At 44.3% G+C, this 24,508-nt stretch carries 22 protein-coding genes; 15 read left to right on the top strand and 7 right to left on the bottom strand.

All coding sequences use genetic code 11. The annotated features are described in order from the left end of the window. Nucleotides 1-73: 73 nt before the first annotated feature. From fabD to NL643_RS11135, 11 genes are all read left to right on the top strand, one after another. On the top strand, nt 74-997 hold the full coding sequence (gene fabD, locus NL643_RS11185) for an ACP S-malonyltransferase (RefSeq protein ID WP_225462061.1): 924 nt from the start codon (nt 74-76) through the stop codon (nt 995-997). Nucleotides 998-1,043: 46 nt separating this feature from the next. Next, nucleotides 1,044-1,778, top strand: coding sequence for a 3-oxoacyl-ACP reductase FabG (gene fabG, locus NL643_RS11180; RefSeq protein ID WP_031780596.1), 735 nt, complete (start codon nt 1,044-1,046; stop codon nt 1,776-1,778). A 246-nt stretch (nt 1,779-2,024) separates the two neighbouring features. Beyond that, on the top strand, nt 2,025-2,258 hold the full coding sequence (acpP, locus tag NL643_RS11175) for an acyl carrier protein (protein WP_004406112.1): 234 nt from the start codon (nt 2,025-2,027) through the stop codon (nt 2,256-2,258). A 93-nt stretch (nt 2,259-2,351) separates the two neighbouring features. Continuing rightward, nucleotides 2,352-3,602 (top strand): beta-ketoacyl-ACP synthase II, encoded by a 1,251-nt coding sequence (gene fabF, locus NL643_RS11170; RefSeq protein ID WP_005396984.1) that lies wholly within the window; start codon nt 2,352-2,354, stop codon nt 3,600-3,602. A 107-nt stretch (nt 3,603-3,709) separates the two neighbouring features. Further along, on the top strand, nt 3,710-4,525 hold the full coding sequence (pabC, locus tag NL643_RS11165; RefSeq protein WP_253644413.1) for an aminodeoxychorismate lyase: 816 nt from the start codon (nt 3,710-3,712) through the stop codon (nt 4,523-4,525). Continuing rightward, complete coding sequence (gene mltG / locus NL643_RS11160) at nt 4,522-5,538, top strand: endolytic transglycosylase MltG (protein WP_170891255.1); 1,017 nt, start codon at nt 4,522-4,524, stop codon at nt 5,536-5,538. Before pabC ends, mltG begins: the two co-directional genes overlap by 4 nt. Beyond that, nucleotides 5,535-6,167, top strand: a complete 633-nt coding sequence (gene tmk / locus NL643_RS11155; RefSeq protein WP_253644412.1) for a dTMP kinase — start codon at nt 5,535-5,537, stop codon at nt 6,165-6,167. The genes mltG and tmk overlap by 4 nt, the downstream gene beginning before the upstream one ends. 27 nt (nt 6,168-6,194) lie before the next feature. Next, a complete protein-coding gene (locus NL643_RS11150; protein ID WP_104969633.1) occupies nt 6,195-7,157 on the top strand; it encodes a DNA polymerase III subunit delta' in 963 nt (320 codons plus the stop codon). After that, nucleotides 7,148-7,915: a TatD family hydrolase gene (locus NL643_RS11145; RefSeq protein ID WP_005396993.1), complete on the top strand. Its 768-nt coding sequence runs from the start codon at nt 7,148-7,150 to the stop codon at nt 7,913-7,915. Before NL643_RS11150 ends, NL643_RS11145 begins: the two co-directional genes overlap by 10 nt. Before the next feature lie 444 nt (nt 7,916-8,359). After that, nucleotides 8,360-9,790 carry a PTS glucose transporter subunit IIBC gene (gene ptsG / locus NL643_RS11140; RefSeq protein WP_006743155.1) on the top strand — a complete coding sequence of 477 codons (1,431 nt, stop codon included), beginning with the start codon at nt 8,360-8,362 and terminating at the stop codon, nt 9,788-9,790. Nucleotides 9,791-10,000: 210 nt separating this feature from the next. Continuing rightward, nucleotides 10,001-10,402, top strand: a complete 402-nt coding sequence (locus tag NL643_RS11135; protein ID WP_005396996.1) for a hypothetical protein — start codon at nt 10,001-10,003, stop codon at nt 10,400-10,402. Between the two features lie 63 nt (nt 10,403-10,465). On the opposite strand, the gene NL643_RS11130 is transcribed toward NL643_RS11135, so the two are convergent. The 3 genes from NL643_RS11130 to NL643_RS11120 form a co-directional block, all read right to left on the bottom strand. Further along, nucleotides 10,466-10,561, bottom strand: a complete 96-nt coding sequence (locus NL643_RS11130) for a MetS family NSS transporter small subunit (RefSeq protein WP_005372963.1) — start codon at nt 10,559-10,561, stop codon at nt 10,466-10,468. Then, a complete protein-coding gene (locus tag NL643_RS11125) occupies nt 10,558-12,024 on the bottom strand; it encodes a sodium-dependent transporter (RefSeq protein WP_253644411.1) in 1,467 nt (488 codons plus the stop codon). The genes NL643_RS11130 and NL643_RS11125 overlap by 4 nt, the downstream gene beginning before the upstream one ends. Before the next feature lie 570 nt (nt 12,025-12,594). Then, the gene (locus NL643_RS11120; RefSeq protein ID WP_104974994.1) at nt 12,595-13,185 is read right to left on the bottom strand and encodes an outer membrane beta-barrel protein; all 591 of its coding nucleotides are present in this window, start codon (nt 13,183-13,185) and stop codon (nt 12,595-12,597) included. A 127-nt stretch (nt 13,186-13,312) separates the two neighbouring features. On the opposite strand from NL643_RS11120, the gene NL643_RS11115 reads away from it, so the two are divergent. Then, nucleotides 13,313-13,405 carry a YnhF family membrane protein gene (locus NL643_RS11115; RefSeq protein WP_005372970.1) on the top strand — a complete coding sequence of 31 codons (93 nt, stop codon included), beginning with the start codon at nt 13,313-13,315 and terminating at the stop codon, nt 13,403-13,405. Between the two features lie 44 nt (nt 13,406-13,449). Next, nucleotides 13,450-14,601 (top strand): patatin family protein, encoded by a 1,152-nt coding sequence (locus tag NL643_RS11110; RefSeq protein ID WP_048625754.1) that lies wholly within the window; start codon nt 13,450-13,452, stop codon nt 14,599-14,601. A 121-nt stretch (nt 14,602-14,722) separates the two neighbouring features. On the opposite strand, the gene pyk is transcribed toward NL643_RS11110, so the two are convergent. Further along, nucleotides 14,723-16,165: a pyruvate kinase gene (pyk, locus tag NL643_RS11105; protein ID WP_005398214.1), complete on the bottom strand. Its 1,443-nt coding sequence runs from the start codon at nt 16,163-16,165 to the stop codon at nt 14,723-14,725. A 412-nt stretch (nt 16,166-16,577) separates the two neighbouring features. Between pyk and NL643_RS11100 the strand changes: the two genes are divergently transcribed. Together NL643_RS11100 and NL643_RS11095 are read left to right on the top strand one after the other, a co-directional pair. Further along, nucleotides 16,578-17,795 (top strand): ROK family protein, encoded by a 1,218-nt coding sequence (locus NL643_RS11100; RefSeq protein ID WP_253644410.1) that lies wholly within the window; start codon nt 16,578-16,580, stop codon nt 17,793-17,795. 370 nt (nt 17,796-18,165) lie between these two features. After that, complete coding sequence (locus NL643_RS11095; protein WP_253644409.1) at nt 18,166-19,119, top strand: chemotaxis protein CheV; 954 nt, start codon at nt 18,166-18,168, stop codon at nt 19,117-19,119. Nucleotides 19,120-19,193: 74 nt separating this feature from the next. Here NL643_RS11095 and NL643_RS11090 read toward each other — a convergent pair whose 3' ends face one another. The 3 genes from NL643_RS11090 to imuA are packed head-to-tail and all read right to left on the bottom strand — an operon-like array spanning nt 19,194 to nt 24,396. After that, nucleotides 19,194-22,268, bottom strand: a complete 3,075-nt coding sequence (locus NL643_RS11090) for an error-prone DNA polymerase (protein ID WP_253644408.1) — start codon at nt 22,266-22,268, stop codon at nt 19,194-19,196. A 27-nt stretch (nt 22,269-22,295) separates the two neighbouring features. Beyond that, nucleotides 22,296-23,699, bottom strand: a complete 1,404-nt coding sequence (locus NL643_RS11085) for a DNA polymerase Y family protein (RefSeq protein ID WP_253644407.1) — start codon at nt 23,697-23,699, stop codon at nt 22,296-22,298. A 4-nt stretch (nt 23,700-23,703) separates the two neighbouring features. Beyond that, the gene (imuA, locus tag NL643_RS11080) at nt 23,704-24,396 is read right to left on the bottom strand and encodes a translesion DNA synthesis-associated protein ImuA (protein ID WP_253644406.1); all 693 of its coding nucleotides are present in this window, start codon (nt 24,394-24,396) and stop codon (nt 23,704-23,706) included. Nucleotides 24,397-24,508: the final 112 nt, after the last annotated feature.

The following is a 24,508-nucleotide window of genomic DNA, read 5'->3' as shown; positions in this document are numbered from 1 at the left end:
TTCACGAGAATTCAAAATTTAAGGTGCACTTGTTGCATCTTATTTCTTTTTACTTTGCTTAAAGGAAAACAACATGAGCAAGTTTGCTATCGTATTTCCAGGTCAAGGTTCTCAAGCTGTAGGTATGCTTGCAGAACTAGGCGAACAATATGACGTAGTAAAACAAACATTTGCAGAAGCATCTGACGCACTAGGTTACGATCTATGGGCGCTTGTTCAAAATGGACCTGCAGAAGATTTAAACGAGACTTTCCGCACTCAACCAGCTTTGCTAGCTTCATCTGTTGCAATCTGGCGTGTATGGCAGGAGCTCGGTTTAGAGCAACCAGCAAACCTAGCCGGTCACAGCCTAGGTGAGTACTCAGCACTTGTATGTGCGGGTGTGATTGACTTTAAAGAAGCAATCAAGCTGGTTGAATTACGCGGTAAGCTAATGCAAGAGGCGGTACCAGCAGGTACTGGCGCTATGTACGCGATTATCGGTTTGGCTGATGATGCGATTGCAAAAGCGTGTGAAGACGCAGCGCAAGGTGAAGTGGTCTCTCCAGTAAACTTTAACTCGCCTGGTCAGGTAGTTATCGCGGGTAGCAAAGACGCAGTAGAGCGTGCGGGAGCGCTATGTAAAGAAGCTGGTGCGAAACGTGCGCTTCCTCTTCCTGTTTCAGTTCCATCACACTGTGCGCTTATGAAGCCAGCAGCGGAAAAACTTGCAGTAGCTCTTGAGTCTATCGAATTTAACTCACCACAGCTTCCAGTTATCAACAACGTTGATGTGGTCGCTGAGACAGATCCTGCAAAAATCAAAGATGCGCTTGTTCGTCAGCTACATAGCCCAGTTCGCTGGACTGAAACAGTCGAGCTTATGCACGAGCAAGGGGTAGAACTGCTTCTTGAGCTTGGTCCTGGTAAGGTTTTAACAGGTCTAACAAAACGTATCGTGAAAACGCTAACTGCAGCAGCAGTGAATGATGTTGCGTCGCTAGACGCGGCGAAGTAATCCATCAAGCGATAAAACTTGCGATAAGAAAAGGAAACACAACATGATGAATCTAGAAGGTAAGATCGCGCTAGTTACCGGCGCAAGCCGTGGTATTGGCCGCGCGATCGCGGAACTTCTTGTAGAGCGCGGTGCGACGGTTATCGGTACGGCTACTTCTGAAAGTGGCGCTGCTGCTATCAGCGAGTATCTTGGTGATAACGGTAAAGGTCTGGCACTGAACGTGACTGATGTCGAGTCTATCGAAGCGACACTAAAAACGATCAACGAAGAATTTGGTGTGATCGATATTCTGGTGAATAACGCTGGTATTACTCGTGACAACCTATTGATGCGTATGAAAGATGATGAGTGGAACGACATCATCGATACCAACCTAACGCCTATCTACCGCATGTCTAAAGCGGTTTTACGCGGCATGATGAAAAAACGTGCGGGTCGTATCATCAACGTAGGCTCTGTTGTTGGTACCATGGGTAACGCAGGTCAAACTAACTACGCAGCAGCGAAAGCGGGCGTGATTGGTTTTACTAAATCAATGGCTCGTGAAGTTGCGTCTCGTGGTGTAACAGTGAACACTGTTGCCCCTGGTTTCATCGAAACTGACATGACAAAGGCACTAAATGATGAGCAACGTGCGGCAACGTTGTCGAACGTGCCAGCTGGTCGTTTAGGTGACCCACGTGAAATTGCATCAGCAGTAGTTTTCCTTGCTTCTCCTGAAGCAGCGTACATTACTGGTGAAACTTTGCATGTAAATGGTGGCATGTACATGGTTTAATGCGACAGTTTGTGCAAAATAAGCTATTTTACATTGTGAAAAATAGCCTATAGTTGCAGTTAACTGTCATGAACTTGTCATGCTTATGCGCAAGATTTGTGCATGATTTAAGTCAAAAATGTATTGAAATTCGGTTAAATTCGCTAATTTTGTGGTTTGACCAGCAAGGACCCCCTTGCAACTTTCAATAGTTCGAATAAACTACGGAATCATCGCATTAGGCGAAATCTGTAAAGGAAAAGAAAAATGAGCAACATCGAAGAACGCGTAAAGAAAATCATTGTTGAACAGCTAGGTGTAGACGAAGCAGAAGTTAAAAACGAAGCTTCTTTCGTTGACGATCTAGGTGCTGATTCTCTAGACACTGTAGAACTAGTTATGGCTCTAGAAGAGGAATTCGACACTGAGATTCCTGACGAAGAAGCTGAGAAGATCACTACTGTTCAAGCTGCAATCGACTACGTAAACAGCGCTCAGTAATTAGCTCTCCCAGGCGGTCTCCTAGACCGCCTGTGTTCTTTCTAACTTCTTCTATCCTCTCATAGAAATATTCAATTCCCGGAGAATTATATCGTGTCCAAGCGTCGTGTAGTTGTCACTGGCATGGGTATGTTGTCACCGGTAGGCAACACAGTAGAATCATCTTGGAAAGCCCTGCTAGAAGGTCAAAGTGGTATCGTGAATATCGAGCACTTTGATGCTACGAACTTCTCAACTCGTTTTGCAGGTCTTGTTAAAGATTTCGATTGCACAGAGTACATGTCTAAGAAAGATGCTCGTAAGATGGATCTTTTCATCCAGTACGGCATTGCAGCGGGTATTCAAGCTCTTGATAACTCTGGCTTACAAATTACCGAAGAAAATGCGGCTCGAGTTGGTGTTGCTATCGGCTCAGGCATTGGCGGTCTAGATCTGATTGAAACAGGTCACACTGCATTAGTAGAAAAAGGCCCTCGCAAAGTTAGCCCATTTTTTGTTCCTTCGACCATCGTAAATATGGTTGCAGGTAACCTATCTATCATGCGTGGTCTTCGTGGTCCAAATATCGCGATTTCTACAGCATGTACTACTGGCCTACATAACATCGGTCATGCTGCACGAATGATTGCGTACGGCGATGCAGATGCGATGGTTGCTGGTGGCGCAGAAAAAGCGTCTACGCCTCTTGGTATGGCTGGCTTCGGTGCAGCTAAAGCGCTATCTACTCGTAATGACGAACCTCAAAAAGCGTCTCGTCCATGGGATAAAGGCCGTGATGGCTTCGTTCTAGGTGATGGTGCTGGCATGATGGTGCTTGAAGAGTACGAACACGCGAAAGCACGTGGCGCGAAGATTTATGCAGAACTGGTTGGTTTTGGTATGTCTGGTGATGCTTACCACATGACTTCTCCAAGCGAAGATGGCTCTGGTGGTGCACTTGCGATGGAAGCGGCAATGCGCGACGCGAACATCACAGGCACCCAAGTAGGTTATGTGAATGCTCACGGTACATCTACTCCTGCTGGCGACGTTGCAGAAATCAAGGGCGTGAAACGTGCTCTTGGTGAAGAAGGTGCGAAGCAAGTACTTGTATCATCAACTAAGTCTATGACTGGTCACCTATTAGGTGCAGCAGGCTCTGTTGAAGCAATTATCACGGTTATGTCTTTGGTTGACCAAATCGTTCCACCAACGATTAACCTTGATGATCCAGAAGAAGGTCTAGACATCGACCTTGTGCCGCACACTGCGCGCAAAGTTGAAGGTATGGAATACGCTATCTGTAACTCGTTTGGCTTTGGTGGTACAAACGGTTCCTTGATCTTCAAAAAGTTCGCTGAGTAACACTATCTAACCTTATTTAGATAAGCGAAACTTGTATTCTAACGGCTCGATGCTTAGCATTGAGCCGTTTTGTTTTATTTGTTGTCTGCTAATTTGAAGGTACGCGTATGTTTTGGGTAAATGGAGTTCCACAAACGCATGTAGAACTGGGTGATCGCTCATTCCAATACGGTGATGGAGGTTTTACCACCATCCTGACCCAAAACGGAGAGTTGGTTTACTGGCAAGAACACATTGAGCGTATGAAGTCCTGCCTTGACGCATTGAAGATCTCTTCCCCTGACTGGCAAGTTGTGCATGATTGGGCAAGCAAAGCGGCTTTATCTGACGCACAAGCTGGGATGAAAATTCACGTTAGCCGTGGTATTGGTGGGAGAGGGTATAGTCCTAATGGGATTGAAGGCCCTATCGTGACGATCTCCAATTTTGCGTTTCCTTCTCATTACTCTTCTTGGCAAGAAAAAGGCGTGGATTTGGGCGTTTGTGAGACTCGTCTCGGGATCCAACCTTTACTTGCTGGACACAAGCACAACAACCGTTTAGAGCAGATTCTCGCCAAGGCTGAAATCGACGATACCGAGTTTGCAGATGCAATAACGTTAAATGTGCAAAACCATGTCATTGAAACTACAATGGCCAACCTTTTTTGGGTTACAGGTAATAAAGTATTTACACCGGAGCTGACCTTATCTGGCGTTGCGGGCGTAATGCGTCGTAAGGTGCTTGAGTTACTAAAAGTAAGTCATATTGAAGTCATCGAAGGGCGTTTTATACTTCCAGATTTGCTGAGCGCAGACGAGGCTTTCATGTGTAACTCAATATTAGGTGTCGCACCAATTCGCAGCATAGTGCCATCTAACTCTAAGACTATATTTCCGATAGGAAAATTGACTCAACGACTGCAAGGGAATTTAACTACGTGATTAAAAAACTGTTGGCTTTTGTTGTGCTGATCGCAGTGATAGGCGCAGCAGCTGTTTTTTATATAATTTCACAGGCTAAACAATACGTTGAAAAGCCTATTCTATTGGAACAACCTCAGCTGTTTACTGTAGAAAGTGGTACAAGCTTTCATCATGTCATGCGCGCCTTAGTTGAAGATGAGGTAATTGAAACGTCGGAGTACATCCGTTTAATACCTCATTTATATCCAGAACTGTTGCAAGTACGAGCGGGCACTTATCAACTAGAGCCTGGTATGTCGCTTTCGCAAGCATTGGAGCACCTGAATACCGGAAAAGAATACCAGTTTGCGATCACTTTTGTTGAAGGCAGCCGCTTTTCTGAGTGGGTAGAGCAATTGAAAAGTGCTCCTTATTTAGAGCATGACTTAACCGATCTCTCAGAAAAAGACATGGCAGCAAAGTTGGGTATTGAGCGAGAAAAGCTGGAAGGACTGTTTTTAGCAGAAACCTACCATTACACGGCGGGTGCAAGTGAAAGCCAGTTATTAAAACGAGCGCATCGAAAACTCAATAAGATTCTGGATGCTAACTGGGAAGCTCGTCAAGAAAAGCTGCCATTGCAAGACAAATATGAAGCCTTGATTCTGGCGTCTATCATCGAGAAAGAGACGGCCATTGACTCTGAGCGTGAGCGCGTCGCTTCTGTGTTTATCAACCGATTGAACAAACGCATGCGTTTACAAACGGATCCGACGGTTATTTATGGTATGGGTGATGCTTACGACGGAAATATTCGTAAGAAAGATTTGCGCACGCCGACACCATATAACACCTATACCATCAATGGCTTACCTCCAACCCCAATCGCGATGGCAGGTGAAGCCTCTATTGAAGCGGCTTTGAATCCAGAAAGCAGCAACTATTTATATTTCGTAGCAAGTGGAAAGGGCGGACACGTATTTTCGAAATCCCTTGCAGAGCACAATCGTGCTGTTCGAGCCTATTTAAGAGAACTAAGAAAGAACAAATGATGAAAGCAAACTTTATTGTCGTTGAAGGCCTAGAAGGCGCGGGTAAAAGCACTGCGATTAAAACCGTTTTAGATACGCTAAAAGCGGCAGGTATTAAAAATATCGTAAATACTCGTGAGCCAGGAGGCACGCCGCTAGCAGAAAAGATGCGCGCTCTGGTGAAAGAAGAGCATGAAGGCGAAGAACTTAAAGACATGACGGAGTTGCTTCTTCTATATGCTGCACGTGTCCAGTTGGTTGAGAACGTGATCAAACCAGCTTTGGCGAACGGTCAGTGGGTGGTGGGTGACCGCCACGATATGTCGTCGCAGGCTTATCAAGGTGGTGGCCGTCAGATTGACGCGTCGCTAATGAAAAACCTTCGAGACACAACGCTTGGTGATTTTAAACCTGCTTTCACTCTCTATATGGATATTGACCCTCGCGTTGGGCTTGAGCGTGCGCGTGGGCGTGGTGAGCTCGATCGTATCGAGAAGATGGATATCAGCTTCTTTGAACGTACACGAGAGCGTTATTTGGAGATTGCTCATGCTGATCCTTCTATCGTTATCATTAACGCTGAGCAGGCGATCGAAGACGTGTCGCGTGATATTCGGGACGCTCTTAACGAGTGGTTAGCTCGTCAATAATAAGTGAAACTTAAATTTAGGTGACTCATGTTAAATGATTATCCATGGTTGCAGCCAGTATGGGATAACCTCAAAGTAGGGCTAGAGTCGGACAGAATACCAGGTGCGCTTTTATTGCAAAGCGAGCAAGGCTTAGGCATCGAAAAGCTTATCGAGTTTTTTAGCCAAGCACTTCTTTGCCAAAATTACGCCAGTGAAGCGTGCGGTTTTTGTCATAGCTGTCAATTAAATCAATCACACAACCACCCAGATTTACACTGGATCAAACCAGAAAAAGAAGGAAAAGCGATAACGGTGGACCAAGTTCGAGCTTGCAACCGTCTTGCACAGGAATCATCACAGCTTAATGGTTATCGCCTATTTGTTATAGAGCCTGCGGACTCTATGAATGAATCGGCATCGAATGCATTATTAAAAACGCTAGAAGAGCCTGGGGCAAAGTGCTTGTTTTTGCTCGTTACCCACAATCAGGAGCGCCTGCTTCCAACGATTCGTAGCCGTTGCCAACACTGGGTTGTTGCGCCGCCGTCAACGGAACAAGCGATGCAATGGATGCGCGAACAAGGGGCGCAGCAAGTTCCTGCTTACGCCTTAAAACTGAATATGGGCTCTCCTATAAAAACATTGGATGCGTTAAATAATGGCGATCTCGATGCTTACTTGGCTTTTGAGCGCACTTTTATTAAGGCGATGTCTTCTCCTGCCTCAGACATTTCTGAGTGTGCTTCTTTAATGGCTAAACACTCGGAGCAATCACTAGACTGGGCGTGGTATTTACTGACAGACGCTCAGAAAGCGCAGTTTGGTGTATCAGAAGCACAAATGCTTCCTGGCGCTATAAAGTTTCAGCCGAACAACTACAACGGTTTGTACTCATCAGCGAAGGCGCTGATGGACCTCAAAGCTCAGGTGCAAGCCTTTCCTGGTCTAAACCTTGAGCTACTATCAATGAACTGGTTAATTGAATCACGAGAGGCATTATGTTCGTAGATTCTCATTGTCATTTAGACAAATTGAATTACGACGATCTCCACATCAATGTGGAAGACGTTATTAACAAAGCTAAACAAGCAAAGGTAACCGAGCTGCTTTCTGTGGGAGTTACGCTGGATTCTTTCCCTAAAATGATGGAAATGATTGAGCCTTATGAGAATGTTTATGCTTCGTGCGGTGTACACCCACTTGATGTTGAAAGCGACTTTTCGATGGACGTGCTACGTCACCACGCATCGAATGAAAAAGTCGTTGCCATTGGTGAAACAGGCTTGGATTATCATTATAAGCCAGAAACGGCAGCGTTACAGAAAGAGCGTTTTGAGCAACACGTTGATCTTGCGGTGGAGCTTAACAAACCTTTAATTATCCATACCAGAAACGCACGTGCGGATACTCTAGATATTTTGCGTAAGGGTGGGGCGGAGAAATGTGGTGGTGTTATCCACTGTTTTACAGAAGATCTTCCATTTGCTGAAGCTGCACTTGAGCTGGGGTTTTATATTTCTATCTCGGGGATTGTCACTTTCCGTCAAGCTACAGAGTTGAAAGAAGTGGTGAAGACTCTACCTCTAGAAAAGCTTCTCATTGAGACAGATTCTCCTTACTTGGCTCCAGTCCCTCACCGAGGTAAAGAGAATCAACCTGCTTATGTTGTCGAGGTGGCTTCTTATATTGCGCAACTCAAATCGTGCTCTCTTTCTGAAGTGGCACAAAAAACCACCGAAAATTTCCGAAATCTTTTTTTGCGATGAAAAATCAATAAGAGCATAAAAAAGGAGCGTATGCTCCTTTTTTGTTGATAAAAACAACAGATATACTCATGAGTTTAATGTTTACTAAAAATGTTGATTTAATAACATTCAAAAATCACAAATGTAATTTTGTTACTAAAAATAACATTGGGGCGTATTTTATTTACGCCTTAAAATTAATTATATAAATAATAAACTCTTTATAAAACAGTAATATAGCTGCAATGCAAACCTTTTCATCAGCTGTTTTTGGGTGTGATCCAAGACTTGTTTTGAAACTAAATTTCGTAACTGTGTGGAAAGTTTGAGGGTCATCAATATATATTTAGAGCCGGAAAATATAATGCAGTTGTGGTTACATTTTCATTGGGTGCTAACCTTTAGGCTACGGGGGTGTGCCGTTAGTGCCCAAATAATACTTATAAATTTATCAGGAGCATAAACATGTTTAAGAACCTTTTTGCTAACCTGCAAAAAGTTGGTAAGGCGCTGATGCTTCCAGTATCAGTTTTACCAGTTGCAGGTATTTTATTAGGTGTGGGTGCTGCCCATCTAAGCTTTATTCCAGAGATCGTTTCTAATCTTATGGAACAAGCTGGTGGTTCAGTATTCGGCCAAATGGCACTTCTATTTGCAGTAGGTGTAGCTCTAGGCTTCACTAATAACGACGGTGTTGCTGGTCTTGCAGCAATCGTTGGTTACGGCATCATGACGGCAACGCTAGGTGTAATGGCGGGTGTTATGGGTGTTGAGAAAATCGATACAGGTGTACTAGGTGGTATCCTTGTCGGTGGTGTGGCTGCTTGGGCATTCAACCGTTTCTTCAAAATTCAACTTCCAGAGTATCTTGGCTTCTTCGCTGGTAAGCGTGCAGTGCCTATCATCACTGGTTTTGCAGCGATCATCCTTGGTGTTATCCTTTCTGTAATTTGGCCACCAATTGGCGGTGCAATCTCTGCATTCTCTGATTGGGCTGCGCACCAAAACCCACAACTAGCATTCGGTATCTACGGTGTTGTAGAGCGTTCTCTAATCCCATTCGGCCTACACCACGTATGGAACGTACCGTTCTTCTTCGAAGCAGGTTCTTGTGTTAACGCTGCTGGTGAAGCTCAAAACGGCGTACTAACTTGTTACCTAGTTGCTGATGAAGCATCTCGTGCTGCTGGTAATGGCTTCGGTCAGCTAGCGGGTGGTTACATGTTCAAGATGTTTGGTCTACCAGCTGCAGCAATCGCAATTGCTCACTGTGCTAAACCAGAAAACCGCGCAAAAGTAATGGGTATCATGGCGTCAGCTGCACTGACTTCATTCCTAACTGGTATTACTGAGCCTATCGAATTCTCATTCCTATTCGTTGCTCCACTACTATACGGTATCCACGCTCTACTAGCTGGTTCTGCATACATTGTTTCTAACACTCTAGGCTTTGTACACGGTACTTCTTTCTCTCACGGTCTGATCGACTTCCTAGTTCTATCTGGTAACGCTCAGAAGATGGGTCTAATGATTGCTGTTGGTCTAGTATACGCAGTGATTTACTACGTAGTGTTCCGTGGCGTAATCACAGCACTTGACCTAAAAACTCCTGGTCGTGAAGATGAAACAGAAAGTGCGGCAGCAACTTCTGGCTCTGACATGGGTGGTGAACTGGTTGCAGCGTTCGGTGGTAAAGCTAACATTACTGGTCTAGACGCATGTATCACTCGCCTACGTGTCGCGGTTGCAGATACAGCAGCTGTTGACCAAGACAAACTGAAACAACTTGGCGCTGCTGGTGTTGTAGTTGTTGCAGGTGGTGTACAGGCTATCTTCGGTACTAAGTCTGACAACCTAAAAACTGAAATGGATGAGTGGATCCGTAACCACGGCTAATCACCGTCATTCATAACAATGAATAAAAGGAGGCTTCGGCCTCCTTTTTTAGTTCCTCTCTCATTGCTAAAAGTGCTTTCTGAGTGTGATCCTAAACTCATCTTTACTTTTGCCAGTCTTTTCATACATCGCGCTTACTCATCGTTGACATATTGAAGCACCACTATGTTTGAATAGCGCATGATGTTTTTTTAATAATTGATAACGTGTATGAAGAGCAAATTAATTTTATTAGCAGGACTAGTTTCTAGTACCGCAATGGCGGCAAATGAGCCAACGAACTTGTCTGTTGGTATGGCTGTCGATCAACAGTTGAGTGTTGTTGTTGAGTTAGATAATAAGTATCGCGGCATTATCGGTAACGATGGTATGGCGTTTGATTACATCGCTAAACGTGGAACATTCGATCAAAACATGCCTGTGACCTGGTATGTTGGCGTTGGTGGTTGGTATGAATGGGATGATGAGTTTGGCGTGCGTGTACCTCTCGGTGTGAACTGGGATTTATCACGCGGCTGGGATCTTTATGGTCAAATACACCCAGAGCTAGATCTTTACAAAGGTGCTGACTTACAACTTGGTGGTGCCGTTGGCATCAAATACAGTTTCTAGAATAAAAGAAACATAAAAAAACGCCGGTAAATACCGGCGTTTTTTGTTTGGAATGCAATACTGCTATTGTTTATCCATGGCTCGCTTGATACAAACGGCAGCGCCGCCCCAAGTGATACCTAAACCAATAACCATCATAATAATTGCGCTGATTGTCATTTCGCTGTCTCCTTGCGATTCACTGCGTTAATCACTAGACCAAAGATAAATAGTGCGACGATAAGTGCCCAGCCTACAGTTAGATCATAACCACCGTAGCCTTCAGTAAATAAAGCATAAAGCTTAGTCGCTAAGATAATGGCGAGCATAATCGGTGTTACGAAGCGTAAACAGATCTCAAACCATTGACCAATAGAGAAATCAGAGCGCTCATTTACGTAATTACGCACTTCAGGCACGCGTTTCAATAGCCACGCCATCAATACAATCTCAACCAAGCCGCCTACCATAATGCCAACGTTGTTTGCGAAGTGGTCTACTAGGTCTAGCAGCAATAGACCGCCATTTGTTGCGAATGCCATAGAAACCACAAAACCAGTTCCAATTACAACGTTTGCAGCTTTTTTTCGGCTCCACTTTAGCTTATCGATGATGGCGGAGGTTACGGCTTCCATGATAGAAATGTGCGAACTTAGACCAGCAACCACCAGTGCAAAGAAGAACAGAGGACCAAGAATATATGGTGCGGGTAATAAGTTAATTGCCGCAGGTAAAGTAACAAAAGCAAGGCCAACGCCTGCAGATACCACTTCTGTTAGCGGTTTACCTTGTTCTTGAGCCATGTAACCCAAGACAGAGAAGATCATAATACCAGCTAGGATGGAGAAGCCACAGTTGATCAACACGGTCATAAACGCGTTATTCGTGATGTCTGATTTTTCTGGCAGATAGCTAGAGTAAGCCAGCATGATCGCGAAGCCGATGCTTAGGGTAAAGAAGATCTGACCGTACGCAGCTGCCCATACTCTCACATCCCAAATTTTGCTGAAATCGGGTTCAAACATGTAGTTAACGCCATCCAAAGCTCCTGGCAAGAAAACCATACGTCCGATTAAAAAAATCACCATCAAAAATAGTATTGGCATCATGATTTTAGATGCGCGCTCAATCCCTGATTTCACGCCTTTGGCAATGGCGGTATAAGTAATGGCCCAAGCAATCACCATAGATAAGGCAATCTTCCATTGAATACTGCCTAAGTCTGTTGGTGAGTTGTCACCTAACTTTAGGTACTCACTAAAGAAAAATGCGTTTGTATCGGCTCCCCAACCTTGAGTGAACGACAACCCAAAGTAAGAAATTGACCAACCGATAACTGCAACATAGTAAACGGCGATAACTGCTGCAACACCAACTTGGAACCAGCCAAGCCATTCAAATTTAGAATGAATTTTCGCTAGCGTTTTTGGTGCTGAGCCTCGGTACTTTTGTCCCATACTGAACTCAAGGATCATAAATGGAATACCGGCCGTGATCATGGCGAAAATGTAAGGAATAAAAAATGCGCCGCCACCGTTTTCATAGGCCATGTATGGAAAACGCCAAATGTTTCCCAAACCGATAGCAGACCCGACTGCTGCTAAGATGAATCCCGCTCGGGATCCCCATTGTTCTCGCTTCATATTTGACTCCTATACGACTCCCTGAGGAATGAAGCTCTCTCCGTAACACAGTAATATTTGCGCAAACCGTTGGAAGAAAGGACCGCTGTTATCCATCAGCTTTTCTATCCTTAATTCTAGCTTATTATAATTTTCTAGAGCTATATTCTGGTTACTGTGAGAGAAAGTAGATTATTAATCTTAAAGTTTTGATGTGTGTTTGATAAAACTGAAATATTTATCTGTTTTCACTAATCAGACTAACTTCTAATAATACTTAGCGCAATAGAATCTAAATGTTAACTCAGGTGCGTTGTCTGGTTTTAATCTTGTTAAATTTGAGTTTGATTATGGTTTTGTGTGGGGGATTGGTAGGTTGTATGGAACAAATGACTAGAATCCAATAATCGACTTGGTGTTTAAAACTATTTTGATGGACTAGGGCGTACGGCTATCTTTTGCGCACCCCGCTAGAGAATGCTTCGTTACTTTTCTAAGCGATGATGTTTAGATGATATTCTCTATCTGCTTTGTGTAGGGCTCGCCCAGCACTCTTTGTGGCGAGCCCTACGAAGTGAAGTGTACAAAAAATTAGAAACGGAAACTAAAACCAATATTTGATTGGAATTGGTTCATCCAATCGGTATCGAACTTAATGATGCAGTTTGAGCCGTCATTAGGTAGGGTGCAGGCTCCAGAGGTATCGTTATCAACGACCGTTCCTAACCATCTCAATTGGGCTGTCAACGCAAAGTTCTTTGAAAACTCATATTCCAGCCCTGCAAAAGCGCTAGCCGAAAATCCGTATTTTTTGTCTACCCAATCAACATCTGCGTAAGAGGCTCCCAAGCCAACACCAATATAGGTTTGCCAGTTTTCTGCAACAGGGTAGTACATGCTGCTTTGAAATTGCAGGTAATGGATATCTGCCGAATTTGATAACTTTTCAAGTTCTGTTGATTGGTTGGAGTAAAATAATCCAATTCTTCCTTTCTCAAAAGGCGTCTCGATTGAAATTGCGTAGTTCACTGCGGGATCGAGGTCGTATGTATTGCCACCTTCGTCTTCTACTTGACCGCCACCTGTATAGCCTATGAATGGAGTAACGATAATATTGGCTTGTGCACTTACCGCGGTGCTGAGCAGTATGCTTCCTACCAGCCAGCTGAGTTTTTGGTTCATGTCCTATCTCCTTATTATGACTAAGCTAATTGTGATGGGTTAGTCAAAATTGCGCGACTAAATTAAGCAAATCTTGAACATATTTCACACTGGTGTTATTAATTTGTTACATATTAAGGAGGTGTTTATGGAACACGATCTAAAATCCGCATTAATCATCGTGGTGACTGTTTTTGCAGTACTTTTGTCGTTTGGTATCATTGCGATTACAACGGCTTAAGATAACTACTTTTACCAAACGTTTTAACAAAATGGCGTGAGCCTATGATACGTAACAGCGGTATAATCACAGAAAGCCACACTGAGCTTGATGTCAAAGTTTATGAGCATTTCAGGCATGGAAAAACTGCTTTAGTCACGCAAGGTGGAGGGCAGAGAGGGATTTTTACCGCTGGCGTATTAGACGCATTTTTACTTTCCAACTTTGATCCTTTCGATGAATTCTACGGTACCTCTGCTGGGGCACTTAATTTATGCTCTTACTTATGTCGTCAACACGGTATGGGCAAAGCTTTTATTACCGAACTGACAACGTCTCCTGAGTTTTTTAATCTGTTTCGTTATATTCGAAAGCAGCAGTACTTGGGTTTAGAGTGGGCGTTAGAGCGGATTCAAGATTTCCCTTACAAGCTTGATCTTGATTTAGGCCGCAGTGCACTAGGAGGGCGAGGTGCGTTTGCAGCGGTAACAAATGTGGAGACGCTATCGGATCAATATTTACCAATCCTAGGTGAAACGTGGTTTAACACCATGTTAGCAACATGCGCGATTCCTAAGTTGTACCACGGACCTGTCGACGTTAATGGCAATAAGTTTGTTGATGGTGGTGTGTCGGCTTCTATCCCTGTTCAAGAAGCGTGGCGTCAGAATGCTCGCAACATTATTGTCATCCGAACAGAACCGTTCTCGGAGATTGAAGCGAGAGCGCAAAGTGAAGTAGGGGATGTGCCTGTCGAGTGGTATCGAGAGTCTATCAATTCGGTGCAGCAATCATGGCAGCAAAAAGTGAATCGATGGAAGTTGGATTGGGCTTCGTTCTTCCAACAAAAAATTAATGCCGCCCATCAATCGAAGCTTGCCGGAAAAATGCTACTAAATGGAGGCCGTTGGTTGTTCGGTGCTGATAATTTGTATCGTTTAAGCCATTTAATCGGTGAGAATTTTGACTCAGGTTTAGCCGACATGCTGATGATTCACTATCAAACATTTGAGCTCACTCAGGCCTTTATATCTGCTCCACCTGACGACACTTTCATTTTACAAATCGCGCCTAAAGAGGGGCTTCGTTCTTCTTCTTTGTTAAGTGACCAAGAATCACTAGAGCATGATTATCAACTCGGACTTCAGGCGGGGTTTAATCTGGTTCAACTCTATGACCAACTGAATATTGAAATTGATGGCAGAGAGAGTGCATAACCTTTTGTATTAACGACATACGCTAAATACAAAGTGAAGTGTAAATAAACGAGGCTCCAAACACGGAGCCTCATTCGTGTGCGTACCTAATCTCTGTGGTTAATAGGGTTAGGTATAAAGGTTATGCTTGCAGAATTCTCATGCAGTTGGTTGAACCAACGACATCCATTACATCGCCTTGAGTGATCATGACTAAATCACCCTTGTGCAAGAACCCTTGTTCTTTAAGGCTGGCAATCGCAGCTTGAGCTGTCGGTAAACCTGCATCACTTTTTGACTCGAAATATACCGGTGTCACGCCTCGGTATAGTGCAGCTCGATTGAGCGTTGATTCATTACGTGATAAGGCAAATATTGGTAAGCCAGAGCTTAAGCGAGACATCATCAACGCAGTCCTGCCGGACTCTGTTAACGAGATCATCGCTTTAATTCCTTCCATGTGATTCGCAGAGTACATGGTTGCCATTGCGATGGTTTCTTCAGCGGTTTCGAAGGTGCGATCTAAGCGATAAGTGGATAGGCTTGCCTCAGACATCTTTTCTGCGCCCACACATACCTCGGCCATGGATTTGACCGTTTCTACAGGGTATTTACCTGCTGCGGTCTCTCCAGACAGCATCACGGCGTCAGTGCCGTCTAGAACCGCATTGGCCACGTCCATCACTTCAGCACGCGTCGGCATCGGGCTAGTAATCATGGACTCCATCATTTGTGTCGCAGTAATTACGATGCGGTTTAAACTGCGTGCGCGGCGAATCAGTTTTTTCTGGACGCCAATAAGTTCAGGATCGCCGATTTCTACACCCAGATCGCCACGCGCAACCATCACCACATCGGATGCGAGAATAATATCGTCAATAGACTCATTAGTCGCGACGGTTTCTGCTCGTTCGACTTTAGCCACCAACATGGCTTCGAGGCCTGCATCTCTGGCTAGGCGTCGAGCGTAATGCATGTCTTCGCCGTTACGCGGGAACGAAATAGCAAGGTAGTCCACTTGAATTTCTGCGGCGGTAAGAATGTCGGCTTTATCTTTCTCTGTGAGCGCATCGGCTGACAATCCGCCGCCTTTTTTGTTGATACCTTTATTATTAGATAGTGGGCCACCAACAATCACACGGGTATGAACTTTATTGCCTTCGACGCTGGTGACTTGCAGTTGAACGCGTCCATCATCGAGTAACAGAATGTCGTTTGGTGACACATCTTGCGGCAGTTCTTTATAATCTAGCCCTACAGACTCTTGGTTGCCTTCACCTTTTGGTAAATCACTGTCTAATGTGAATTTATCGCCCACATTTAACATGACTTGGCCGTCTTTAAAGGTCGATACGCGGATTTTAGGGCCTTGCAAGTCACCAAGAATTGCAACCTGACGCCCAAGTTTTGCCGCAATAGTACGGACTTTTTTGGCGCGTTGAATGTGGTCTTCACTGGTTCCATGTGAGAAATTCATACGGACAACGTTTGCACCGGCTTTGATGATCTCCTCAAGTACATTGTCCTTATCCGTTGAAGGACCAAGCGTGGTGACAATTTTTGTTCGTCTTAGTTTGGAAGTCATAGATTCTCCGATGAATGTATGTGTAAAGGTAACTTGAACTCTATCCTTACTTTTCTCAATCGCTCTCAAGGTCTGCCTCGTTGCTGAGCCCACACCTTAAAGCTGCTTGAGTATAAGTATATGCACAGAATGTTTACATTAAGAGTAATCCCGGTAAAACAGACAGATATTCCATAGGCTTCAGCCTCTATTGAAGAGAATGCGCTGTTGTAACAGGAGTTGCTTCATAATTTAGTGAATAAAAATAAGTTATTTTTCAAACAATTTAACAGGAGTAGATTCTTCGTTATTTGATTGAATACACAAACAAACAGGTTTATACGTGATGCTTGTCACGGGGATTTATTAATTCACTTCACAATTAGTTCGCAAAGTAAAAAAATTGTCTCGTTATAGAATTTCGGAGTGCAAGATGTACATGGCTCAACCGGGCCATATTGATCATATCAAACAGGTCAATGCTGGTCGTGTATATAAACTAATTGACCTAAAAGGTCCTATTTCTCGAATTGATTTGTCCAAGCAGAGTGAGCTTGCTCCTGCCAGTATCACCAAAATCACTCGAGAATTAATTGAAGCGCACTTGATTCATGAAACCACAGTACAAGAAGCGACGAGTCGTGGTCGACCTGCCGTCGGTTTGCAGGTCAACAACGAAGGGTGGCAATTTCTGTCAATGCGTTTGGGGCGAGGTTATTTAACTATTGCTCTGCATGAGCTAGGTGGCGATGTGTTGATCGATACTAAAATCGAGATACACGAACGTGACCAAGACGATGTGCTTGAGCGTCTGCTCTACGAAATTGATGAATTCTTCCAAACTTACGCGTATCAACTTGACCGTGTTACCAGTATTGCAATTACGCTGCCTGGCCTTGTGAATTCAGAGCAAGGTGTCGTGCTGCAAATGCCTCATTACAATGTCGAAAATCTTGCTCTTGGACCAGAGATATACAAAGCAACGGGCTTGCCAGTTTTCATTGCCAATGACACGCGAGCTTGGGCATTAGCAGAAAAGCTTTTCGGCCATTCTCAAGATAATGACAACTCCGTTCTTATCTCTATTCACCATGGTTTAGGTGCCGGCATCATTCTGGATGGGCGCGTTTTGCAAGGTCGTCACGGCAACATTGGTGAGCTTGGGCATATTCAAATCGATCCAAATGGAAAACGTTGTCATTGTGGCAACATTGGTTGTTTGGAAACCGTTGCCAGTTCTCAAGCCATTCGTGAAGAAGTCGTAAGACGAGTTGCTGATGGCGAAGACTCTATTCTTGCTGAACAAGAAGAAATGAGTATTGAGAGCATTTGTGAAGCGGCAGCGAACGGTGATCCGTTGGCAGTTGATGTGATTGAAAAGCTTGGACGCTACTTAGGTTCCGCAATTGCTATTGTGATCAACTTATTTAACCCTGAGAAGATCTTGATCGGTGGTGTGATTAACCAAGCAAAAGATGTACTTTATCCTGCGGTGCGTCGCTGTATCGAAGAGCAGAGTTTACCGGTTTATCACCAAGATCTTGAGCTGGTGGAATCTCGTTTCTATAAGCAAGCAACAATGCCTGGTGCCGCGCTGATCAAGCAAGCGTTGTACGATGGTCAGTTATTGATGAAGGTTGTGGAAGGCTAATTGCTTCAAACATGATGAAGTGCTTAGGTGTCGAGCCTATACATTTTTAGATGATTTAGGGTGAGGCTTAACAGCTCACCCTTTTTGATCGCCTATTACTAGAAGGTGAATTTGAGTTGTGCTGCATTGCTATATCTGCGCCATTCATGTAATTTCCTAAAAAGCTCAAGTAAATAAACCCAAATGGCTTTCAATGTGTAGAGTGACTTTGTGTCTGATACAAATAGAAGGGAAGTAATGCGCTGAAACCGTTGTACTTTCAAGCCATGCTTGAAAAACAAATATCTTAAGGTTATTTGGGCTTAGAACCTTGATGTGTCTGTATTGATTTTGAGTAAAAATAAGAATTATCCATAATTTAGGTAGTAGTATGTCCGGAGTGTTAAATACGGTTGACCAGCGTACGAACTTGGTTGGTGAAAACCGACTAGAGCTTTTGCTGTTCACTTTAAATAGTCGCCAATTGTTTGCGATTAATGTGTTCAAAGTGAAAGAGGTCATCAAGCTGCCACCGTTAACCAAGCTTCCTGGCTCACACTACAACATTCGTGGGGTCGCTTCTTTACGAGGTGAAGCAGTGCCAGTGATTGATTTGCGTGGCGCGATAGGTTTCCCAGCTTTGCGTGGTGAAGCGGAAGAAGAAAATTTGATCGTGACAGAGTACAACCGCACGGTGCAGGGCTTCTTAGTCGGTCCGGTCAAGAATATTATTAATACAGCATGGACTGAAATTCAGCCGCCTCCTTCCACGTCTGGTCGCTCGAATTACCTCACGGCGATCACGCAAATCAAAGAGGGGGATGCCTCTCAAATTGTCGAAATTATTGACGTAGAAAAAGTTTTAGCAGAGATCGTGCATTACGATGTCACGATTTCAGCGGACATTCTGGATCAAGAACTTGCCCAAGCAATGGTCGGGCGTAATGTTCTGATTGTGGATGATTCATCTACAGCTCGTAATCAAGTTCGCGATACGCTTTCTCAATTGGGTATGAATATCATCGAGTGCCGTGACGGACTAGAAGCGCTAACAGTTTTAAAACGCTGGTGTGATGAAGGGAAAGACGTAGAAAAAGAGCTGTTGATGATGATTACGGATGCTGAAATGCCTGAAATGGACGGTTATAAACTGACTCATGAAGTGCGCCAAGATCCACGTATGTCTAAGTTGTTTATTACGTTGAACACCTCTCTGAGCGGCAGCTTTAATGAAGCCATGGTACAAAAAGTAGGTTGTGATCGTTTTCTCTCTAAATTCCAACCAGATCTGTTGGTTGAAGTTGCTCAAGACCGGTTACGCCAGATGCTTTCTAAAAGTGCATGATTAGATATAGTGAAATCAGAGGGGGAGCATCTCTCCCTCTGATTTTTAATGCCTCGCTTATTAATATCTCTGTACTAATGAAAGTCGCGAGATTTACTTTGTAAATTATTCAAATAGTGCGTGCAATCAATCAACTTGCCAGCAATAACGTGCGTGACTTCTCCCTCTCTTTCAAGAATGCCTTTCACCATTAATACTTTAGCGCCTAAATACGCTTGCTTTTGGGCTCGTGCTGTCGCTTGCCAAACGACCACATTAATGTTGCTAGTGTCATCTTCTAACGTAAAAAATGTCACGCCAGCGGCGGTGCCTGGAGATTGTCTTCCCGTTACCACGCCTACCACTGTGACCAATGACCTATGCGGTTTCTCTGCCAATTGCCTCATGCGGGTAAAATGAGGGAGTTTGCCCGTTTCTTCTAATAATTTAATCGGGTGGCGGCTAAGAGATAGTCCTGTGCTCGCGTAATCCTCAATTAAATTTTCATATTCAGAGGGCTGAGTTTGGTAGCTAACACCGGGTTCTTCGACCTTGTGAAACAATGGTAGGTCAGATAAGGAATCCATTGCTGCCCAGCGTGCGTTATAACGATTCCCCGATAGGATCTGAAATGCATTGGCTGAAGCCAGTAATTCAATGTCACTTCGGCTTCTTAATATCTGCTTTACTTCTTGAATCGAGCGGTAACCATTAAGTGGTTTGCGCTCAATAAGCCTTTGCGCACTTTCTGCGTTAAAGCCTTTCACCAAGCGAAAACCAAGTTGCACGCCCAGCCTGCCATTCGGACGTGAGACGAGATGATGCTGATATTTTGAGTGATTGACACACACCGGCAATACTTCGACGCCATGTCGGCGGGCATCTTGTACTAATTGCGATGGGCTATAAAACCCCATTGGTTGGCTGTTCAACAGTGCAGTGTAAAATTCTGCTGGGTAATAATATTTTAACCATGCAGAACAATATGCCAGCACTGCGAAAGACGCTGAATGGCTTTCAGGGAAGCCATACTCACCAAAGCCGCAAATCTGATCGAAAATGCGCTCAGCAAACGCTAAGTCATAACCTCTCTCTTGCATACCATTGATCAGTTTTGGCCTGAATTTAGCGAGATCGCCATTCTTTTTCCATGATGCCATCGCTCGACGGAGTTGATCGGCCTCGCCGCCGCTAAACCCAGCTGCTACCATGGCTAACTTGATTACTTGCTCTTGGAAAATTGGGACGCCCATAGTCCGCTCAAGAACGCTTTTTACTTCTTCCGATGGATAACTGACAGGCTCTTTGTGATCACGCCGTTTTAAAAAAGGATGCACCATATCACCCTGAATAGGGCCTGGACGAACAATCGCAATTTGAATCACTAAATCGTAATAACAAGCGGGCTTTAAGCGAGGGAGCATGCTCATTTGTGCACGAGATTCAATTTGGAATACGCCTATCGTGTCAGCTTTTTGGATCATGCGGTACACGTGTGGATCATCTTGTCGGCGAGTGATCTCGGAAATCGAGAGGGAGCGCTGGTGGTGTTTCTCGACCAGTTGAAAGCACTTTCTGATGGCGTTTAACATGCCGAGTGCGAGTACATCGACTTTTAATAGCTTCAAGCTTTCTAAATCGTCTTTGTCCCATTGAATGATAGTGCGATCTTCCATCGAGGCATTTTCAACAGGTACTAACTCATATAAAGGGCCAGATGAAATTACAAAACCACCCACGTGCTGAGATAAGTGGCGTGGGAAGCCAATTATCTCGTTGACCAATTGGATAAACTGCTGCCCTTTGAGAGATTCTGGTTGTAAGCCAAGTTCAATAATTTGAGCTTGCCAGCCTTGGCTGCGATCTCGGCGATTAACGTTCTTAATGAAAAAATCTAATTGGGTCTCTTCAATCCCTAGCGCTTTACCGACTTCACGCACGGCACTTTTAAAGCGATAGCTGATCACTGTTGCAGCAAGTGCTGCACGCTCACGGCCATATTTTTTGTAAATATATTGGATAACCTCTTCACGGCGCTCGTGTTCAAAGTCCACATCAATATCCGGCGGTTCCTTACGTTCTTTACTGATAAATCGTTCGAATAAGACTGCGATTTGTCGAGGGTCGACGGCGGTAATTTCCAGGCAATAGCACACCACAGAGTTTGCGGCGGAACCTCGACCTTGGTAAAGAATGCCTTGTTGTTTCGCGAACATTACGATGTCATGGATGGTAAGGAAGTAGTAGTGGTATTTCAGCTCTTGAATAAGCGCAAGTTCATTCTCGATGGTTTGATTGACTTCTGCTGGCACGCCTTCAGGAAAACGCAGCTTTTTACCACGCTCGACTAACATACGTAAGTAAGAGTCGGGTGTATAACCATCTGGGATCAGCTCGGTAGGATATTCGTATTTTAAATCGGAGAGCTTAAACTCGCATAAATCGGCGATGTAAGTACTTTCTTCCAGCCATTCTGGTTTGTAAATCCGAACCAGTTTTTTAAAAGGACGAAGCGCTCGTTCTGTATTCGAAATACGATCAAAACCGAGTTTATCGACGCTACACCCATGCTTTATAGCGGTAAGTACATGCTGTAATGGCAAGCGTTCAACATCATGCATGAGAACGCCTCCGCAGGCAGTTATAGGTAATTGAAATTCATGTGCTAACTGCTCGCAGTGCGCAATGTACTCAGTATCGTTGTTACTCAAATGGCGCTGAATCGCTACCCACAAGCGATTAGCGTGGTGTTGATTGAGCCAGCGTCCCCAATAGTGGTCACTCTCTTGATGTGTGGGCAGCCACAATATCAAGCAATGTCGAATCGACATCAAATCCCATTCGAACAGTTGATAGTTGCCTTTTCCACTTCGTCTTCTTGCGTTTGTGATGATACGACACAACTCGGCATAAGCCTTGCGACAAGGGCAAAGCAGTACGATTTGGCATTCATCATTTAACCAAAACATACTTCCAACGATTTGTTTGATATCGAGTTTATGTTGTTCGATGGTCGCATGGGCTTTGACAACGCCCGCGACCGAACATTCATCCGTTATGGCTAGAGCTTGGTAGCGATAGAAAGCAGCTTGGAGTACCAGTTCTTCTGCATGAGAAGCCCCAGTCAAAAAAGAGAAGTTAGACTGACAAAATAGTTCCGCGTAACTCATAATGACCCAACAAAAATTACTGTCGATTTAACAAAAATAGCCATGAAGAAACCAGTGCTTGTGCTGATCGCGAAATATCCATAACCAGCGGCCTTGCTTGGTGTGTGCAATGTAGTAATCACGCATGATCTCATCACCATCCCACCATCCAGAAACGATTCGCTCAGGTCCGTGGACCAAAGAGACTTGCTCTTGCAATGCAATGGGAGTGGGCAATTGCATTGCGGGGCGTAGTATGGATGGTATGGCGTGCTCCTTTTCATCTGGAGCATCAGCAGGGCGATATTGACTGGCCTTTTCTGGTCTAGGATCACAAGCGATGTTGGGTTTTAACACAGCACTTTTCCCCAATTTAGCTTGCAGTAAAGAGAGCAGTTCTAAAGCATTCATGTTCCCTTTTTGCCCAGCAAAGAGATCGCGTGATGCACTAAGAGGCTCACCTTGACGGACGACTTTTAACGTTAGCCCTGTGACTGGGCCATTGAGCGAGAGTGACTCTAAGCTTAAACTCGCTAACTGCTGCCAACGCTGACATAGGTAATCACCTTGCGCAGAAGTGAGTTGAAGGTGTTGCTCTTGTTTCTCACGCTGGTGGAGTGTTAAACACAGCTCAAAAGCGACCTTATCTCTTAATTTAAGAAAGGTTTCGAGTTGACGAAGTAACTTGGCCAGCGGCTTTTCAATCCACTGAACGTTTTCGAACTCAAACAGCAGTTCTAAATAAACTTGGAAGGATTCGGTCGGGTGATAAAAGTCGACAGGATGCTTAAACTGCCCAGTCAGTCGACCAACGTAGTTCACCAAATCGATATCAAAGCGTCGAGCGATGTCTTGCAACGGCAGTTCAAGTAACCCTTTTAAGGAAGTAACGCCTACGCGGTGCAGCTTTTCAACCATAGAGCTCGATAAATCGGTTAGAGGCAGAGGTAATGGGAATAACATTTGTTCGATAAGAGATTTGTCGTCACTAAGAACATTTGCTCCTGCCAATGCCATTAACTTGGCTGACAGAGGTGAAAAACCACAACCAAATTGAAAGCTTAACTGCAGTTTAGTTAAGTGAGCACTGACTTTATTCCAGTAATTGTCTAACCCTTCATATAGGGTGAGCATCGGTGTGGCACGTAGCAAAATACCTTGGTTTGGCATCAACACAACGTCAGATGTGATCAAATACAACCACTGAGCTACCTCTTGTAATTTATTTAATTCGGTTTGTGGATGATAAGGATGCACTTGTAAATCTCGACACAAGGACGCAGCACTGCCTAAGCCCATACCAGGCTTAATACCTTGTTGCTCGGCAATGCCGTTGTATTGAATGATCTGACAACGTTGGCTTTCTACAATCACCACGGGGTGATTTTGGTTATCACCAAAGAGTGCGTCTAGCTGTAGGCGAGGGAAGTGCAAGTAAATCCACAAAGCCATATCACTAACCTTGGTTCGCCAGTGGGAAATTGACCACAGTCGAGTGCAGAGTTTTAGATGATGGTTTCACCAGTTGCGGGTAATGGTGTTGGAAGCCGATACTAACGCTACCTCTATTCCAGCCTCCTTTCCTTTTCAGCACTTCAACATTAATCCCTTGCTCGTCGCCTTTCAGTTTTAAACTGAGTGACACAGGCAAAGACAAGCGGTTGATAGTATCTGTTTTAAGCATAAAGAGAGGGCAAGTACCTTGTTCACTCGCTACCTGTAAGCGTTTCACTTGATGTATTTCAAGCTCTTCTTGCCATAACAAAACATTACTGCATACCCCACTTTTCAGACATTGCTCTGCAGCCCAAAGAGCATCTTTGGGGTGAGTTGGAGTAACAACCCACACTTGGTTTATATCCAACCCTATGTAGTGCAAAAACAGAGAATTCACTAACGCAGGTGGTTGAATAAATGCGGTCACACCATTGGTCTGAGTGGCTTTTAAATAGGGAGCGAGCAAACGCAATTCACCAATACTACCAATAGATTCCATCTCCACCACGCCATGAGGTGGAAAGCCTCCGCCGAGCAAATCATCTAATTCAGAAAAACCGGAACTAGTCTGCAACTGCTGAGGATCTGTTTTCGTTAAATTTGCTTGCCAAACAAGGTGCTGGCTTTTTAAGTGCTGAATAATATCGTGCATAATAAATACCTGTATATATGTACAGTATATTTCTATGGCAGAAAGTCGCAAGATTTTTATGAAGAGAGAAATGAAAAAAGGCAGCGTTTGCTGCCTTTTCAATCGATTATGT

Source organism: Vibrio sp. Y42_MX_L11 (genome assembly GCF_024181785.1).
GTDB lineage: Bacteria > Pseudomonadota > Gammaproteobacteria > Enterobacterales > Vibrionaceae > Vibrio > Vibrio diabolicus.
Note: the sequence above shows the minus strand (reverse complement) of the source record. Positions and strands in the feature narration are given on the sequence as shown.

Coding starts and splice junctions, on each gene's coding strand:
- fabD (WP_225462061.1), top strand. CDS start 74: ATGAGCAAGTTTGCTATCGTATTTCCAGGTCAAGGTTCTCAAGCTGTA.
- fabG (WP_031780596.1), top strand. CDS start 1,044: ATGAATCTAGAAGGTAAGATCGCGCTAGTTACCGGCGCAAGCCGTGGT.
- acpP (WP_004406112.1), top strand. CDS start 2,025: ATGAGCAACATCGAAGAACGCGTAAAGAAAATCATTGTTGAACAGCTA.
- pabC (WP_253644413.1), top strand. CDS start 3,710: ATGTTTTGGGTAAATGGAGTTCCACAAACGCATGTAGAACTGGGTGAT.
- tmk (WP_253644412.1), top strand. CDS start 5,535: ATGATGAAAGCAAACTTTATTGTCGTTGAAGGCCTAGAAGGCGCGGGT.
- NL643_RS11150 (WP_104969633.1), top strand. CDS start 6,195: ATGTTAAATGATTATCCATGGTTGCAGCCAGTATGGGATAACCTCAAA.
- NL643_RS11145 (WP_005396993.1), top strand. CDS start 7,148: ATGTTCGTAGATTCTCATTGTCATTTAGACAAATTGAATTACGACGAT.
- ptsG (WP_006743155.1), top strand. CDS start 8,360: ATGTTTAAGAACCTTTTTGCTAACCTGCAAAAAGTTGGTAAGGCGCTG.
- NL643_RS11135 (WP_005396996.1), top strand. CDS start 10,001: ATGAAGAGCAAATTAATTTTATTAGCAGGACTAGTTTCTAGTACCGCA.
- NL643_RS11130 (WP_005372963.1), bottom strand. CDS start 10,561: ATGACAATCAGCGCAATTATTATGATGGTTATTGGTTTAGGTATCACT.
- NL643_RS11125 (WP_253644411.1), bottom strand. CDS start 12,024: ATGAAGCGAGAACAATGGGGATCCCGAGCGGGATTCATCTTAGCAGCA.
- NL643_RS11120 (WP_104974994.1), bottom strand. CDS start 13,185: ATGAACCAAAAACTCAGCTGGCTGGTAGGAAGCATACTGCTCAGCACC.
- NL643_RS11115 (WP_005372970.1), top strand. CDS start 13,313: ATGGAACACGATCTAAAATCCGCATTAATCATCGTGGTGACTGTTTTT.
- NL643_RS11110 (WP_048625754.1), top strand. CDS start 13,450: ATGATACGTAACAGCGGTATAATCACAGAAAGCCACACTGAGCTTGAT.
- pyk (WP_005398214.1), bottom strand. CDS start 16,165: ATGACTTCCAAACTAAGACGAACAAAAATTGTCACCACGCTTGGTCCT.
- NL643_RS11100 (WP_253644410.1), top strand. CDS start 16,578: ATGTACATGGCTCAACCGGGCCATATTGATCATATCAAACAGGTCAAT.
- NL643_RS11095 (WP_253644409.1), top strand. CDS start 18,166: ATGTCCGGAGTGTTAAATACGGTTGACCAGCGTACGAACTTGGTTGGT.
- NL643_RS11090 (WP_253644408.1), bottom strand. CDS start 22,268: ATGAGTTACGCGGAACTATTTTGTCAGTCTAACTTCTCTTTTTTGACT.
- NL643_RS11085 (WP_253644407.1), bottom strand. CDS start 23,699: ATGGCTTTGTGGATTTACTTGCACTTCCCTCGCCTACAGCTAGACGCA.
- imuA (WP_253644406.1), bottom strand. CDS start 24,396: ATGCACGATATTATTCAGCACTTAAAAAGCCAGCACCTTGTTTGGCAA.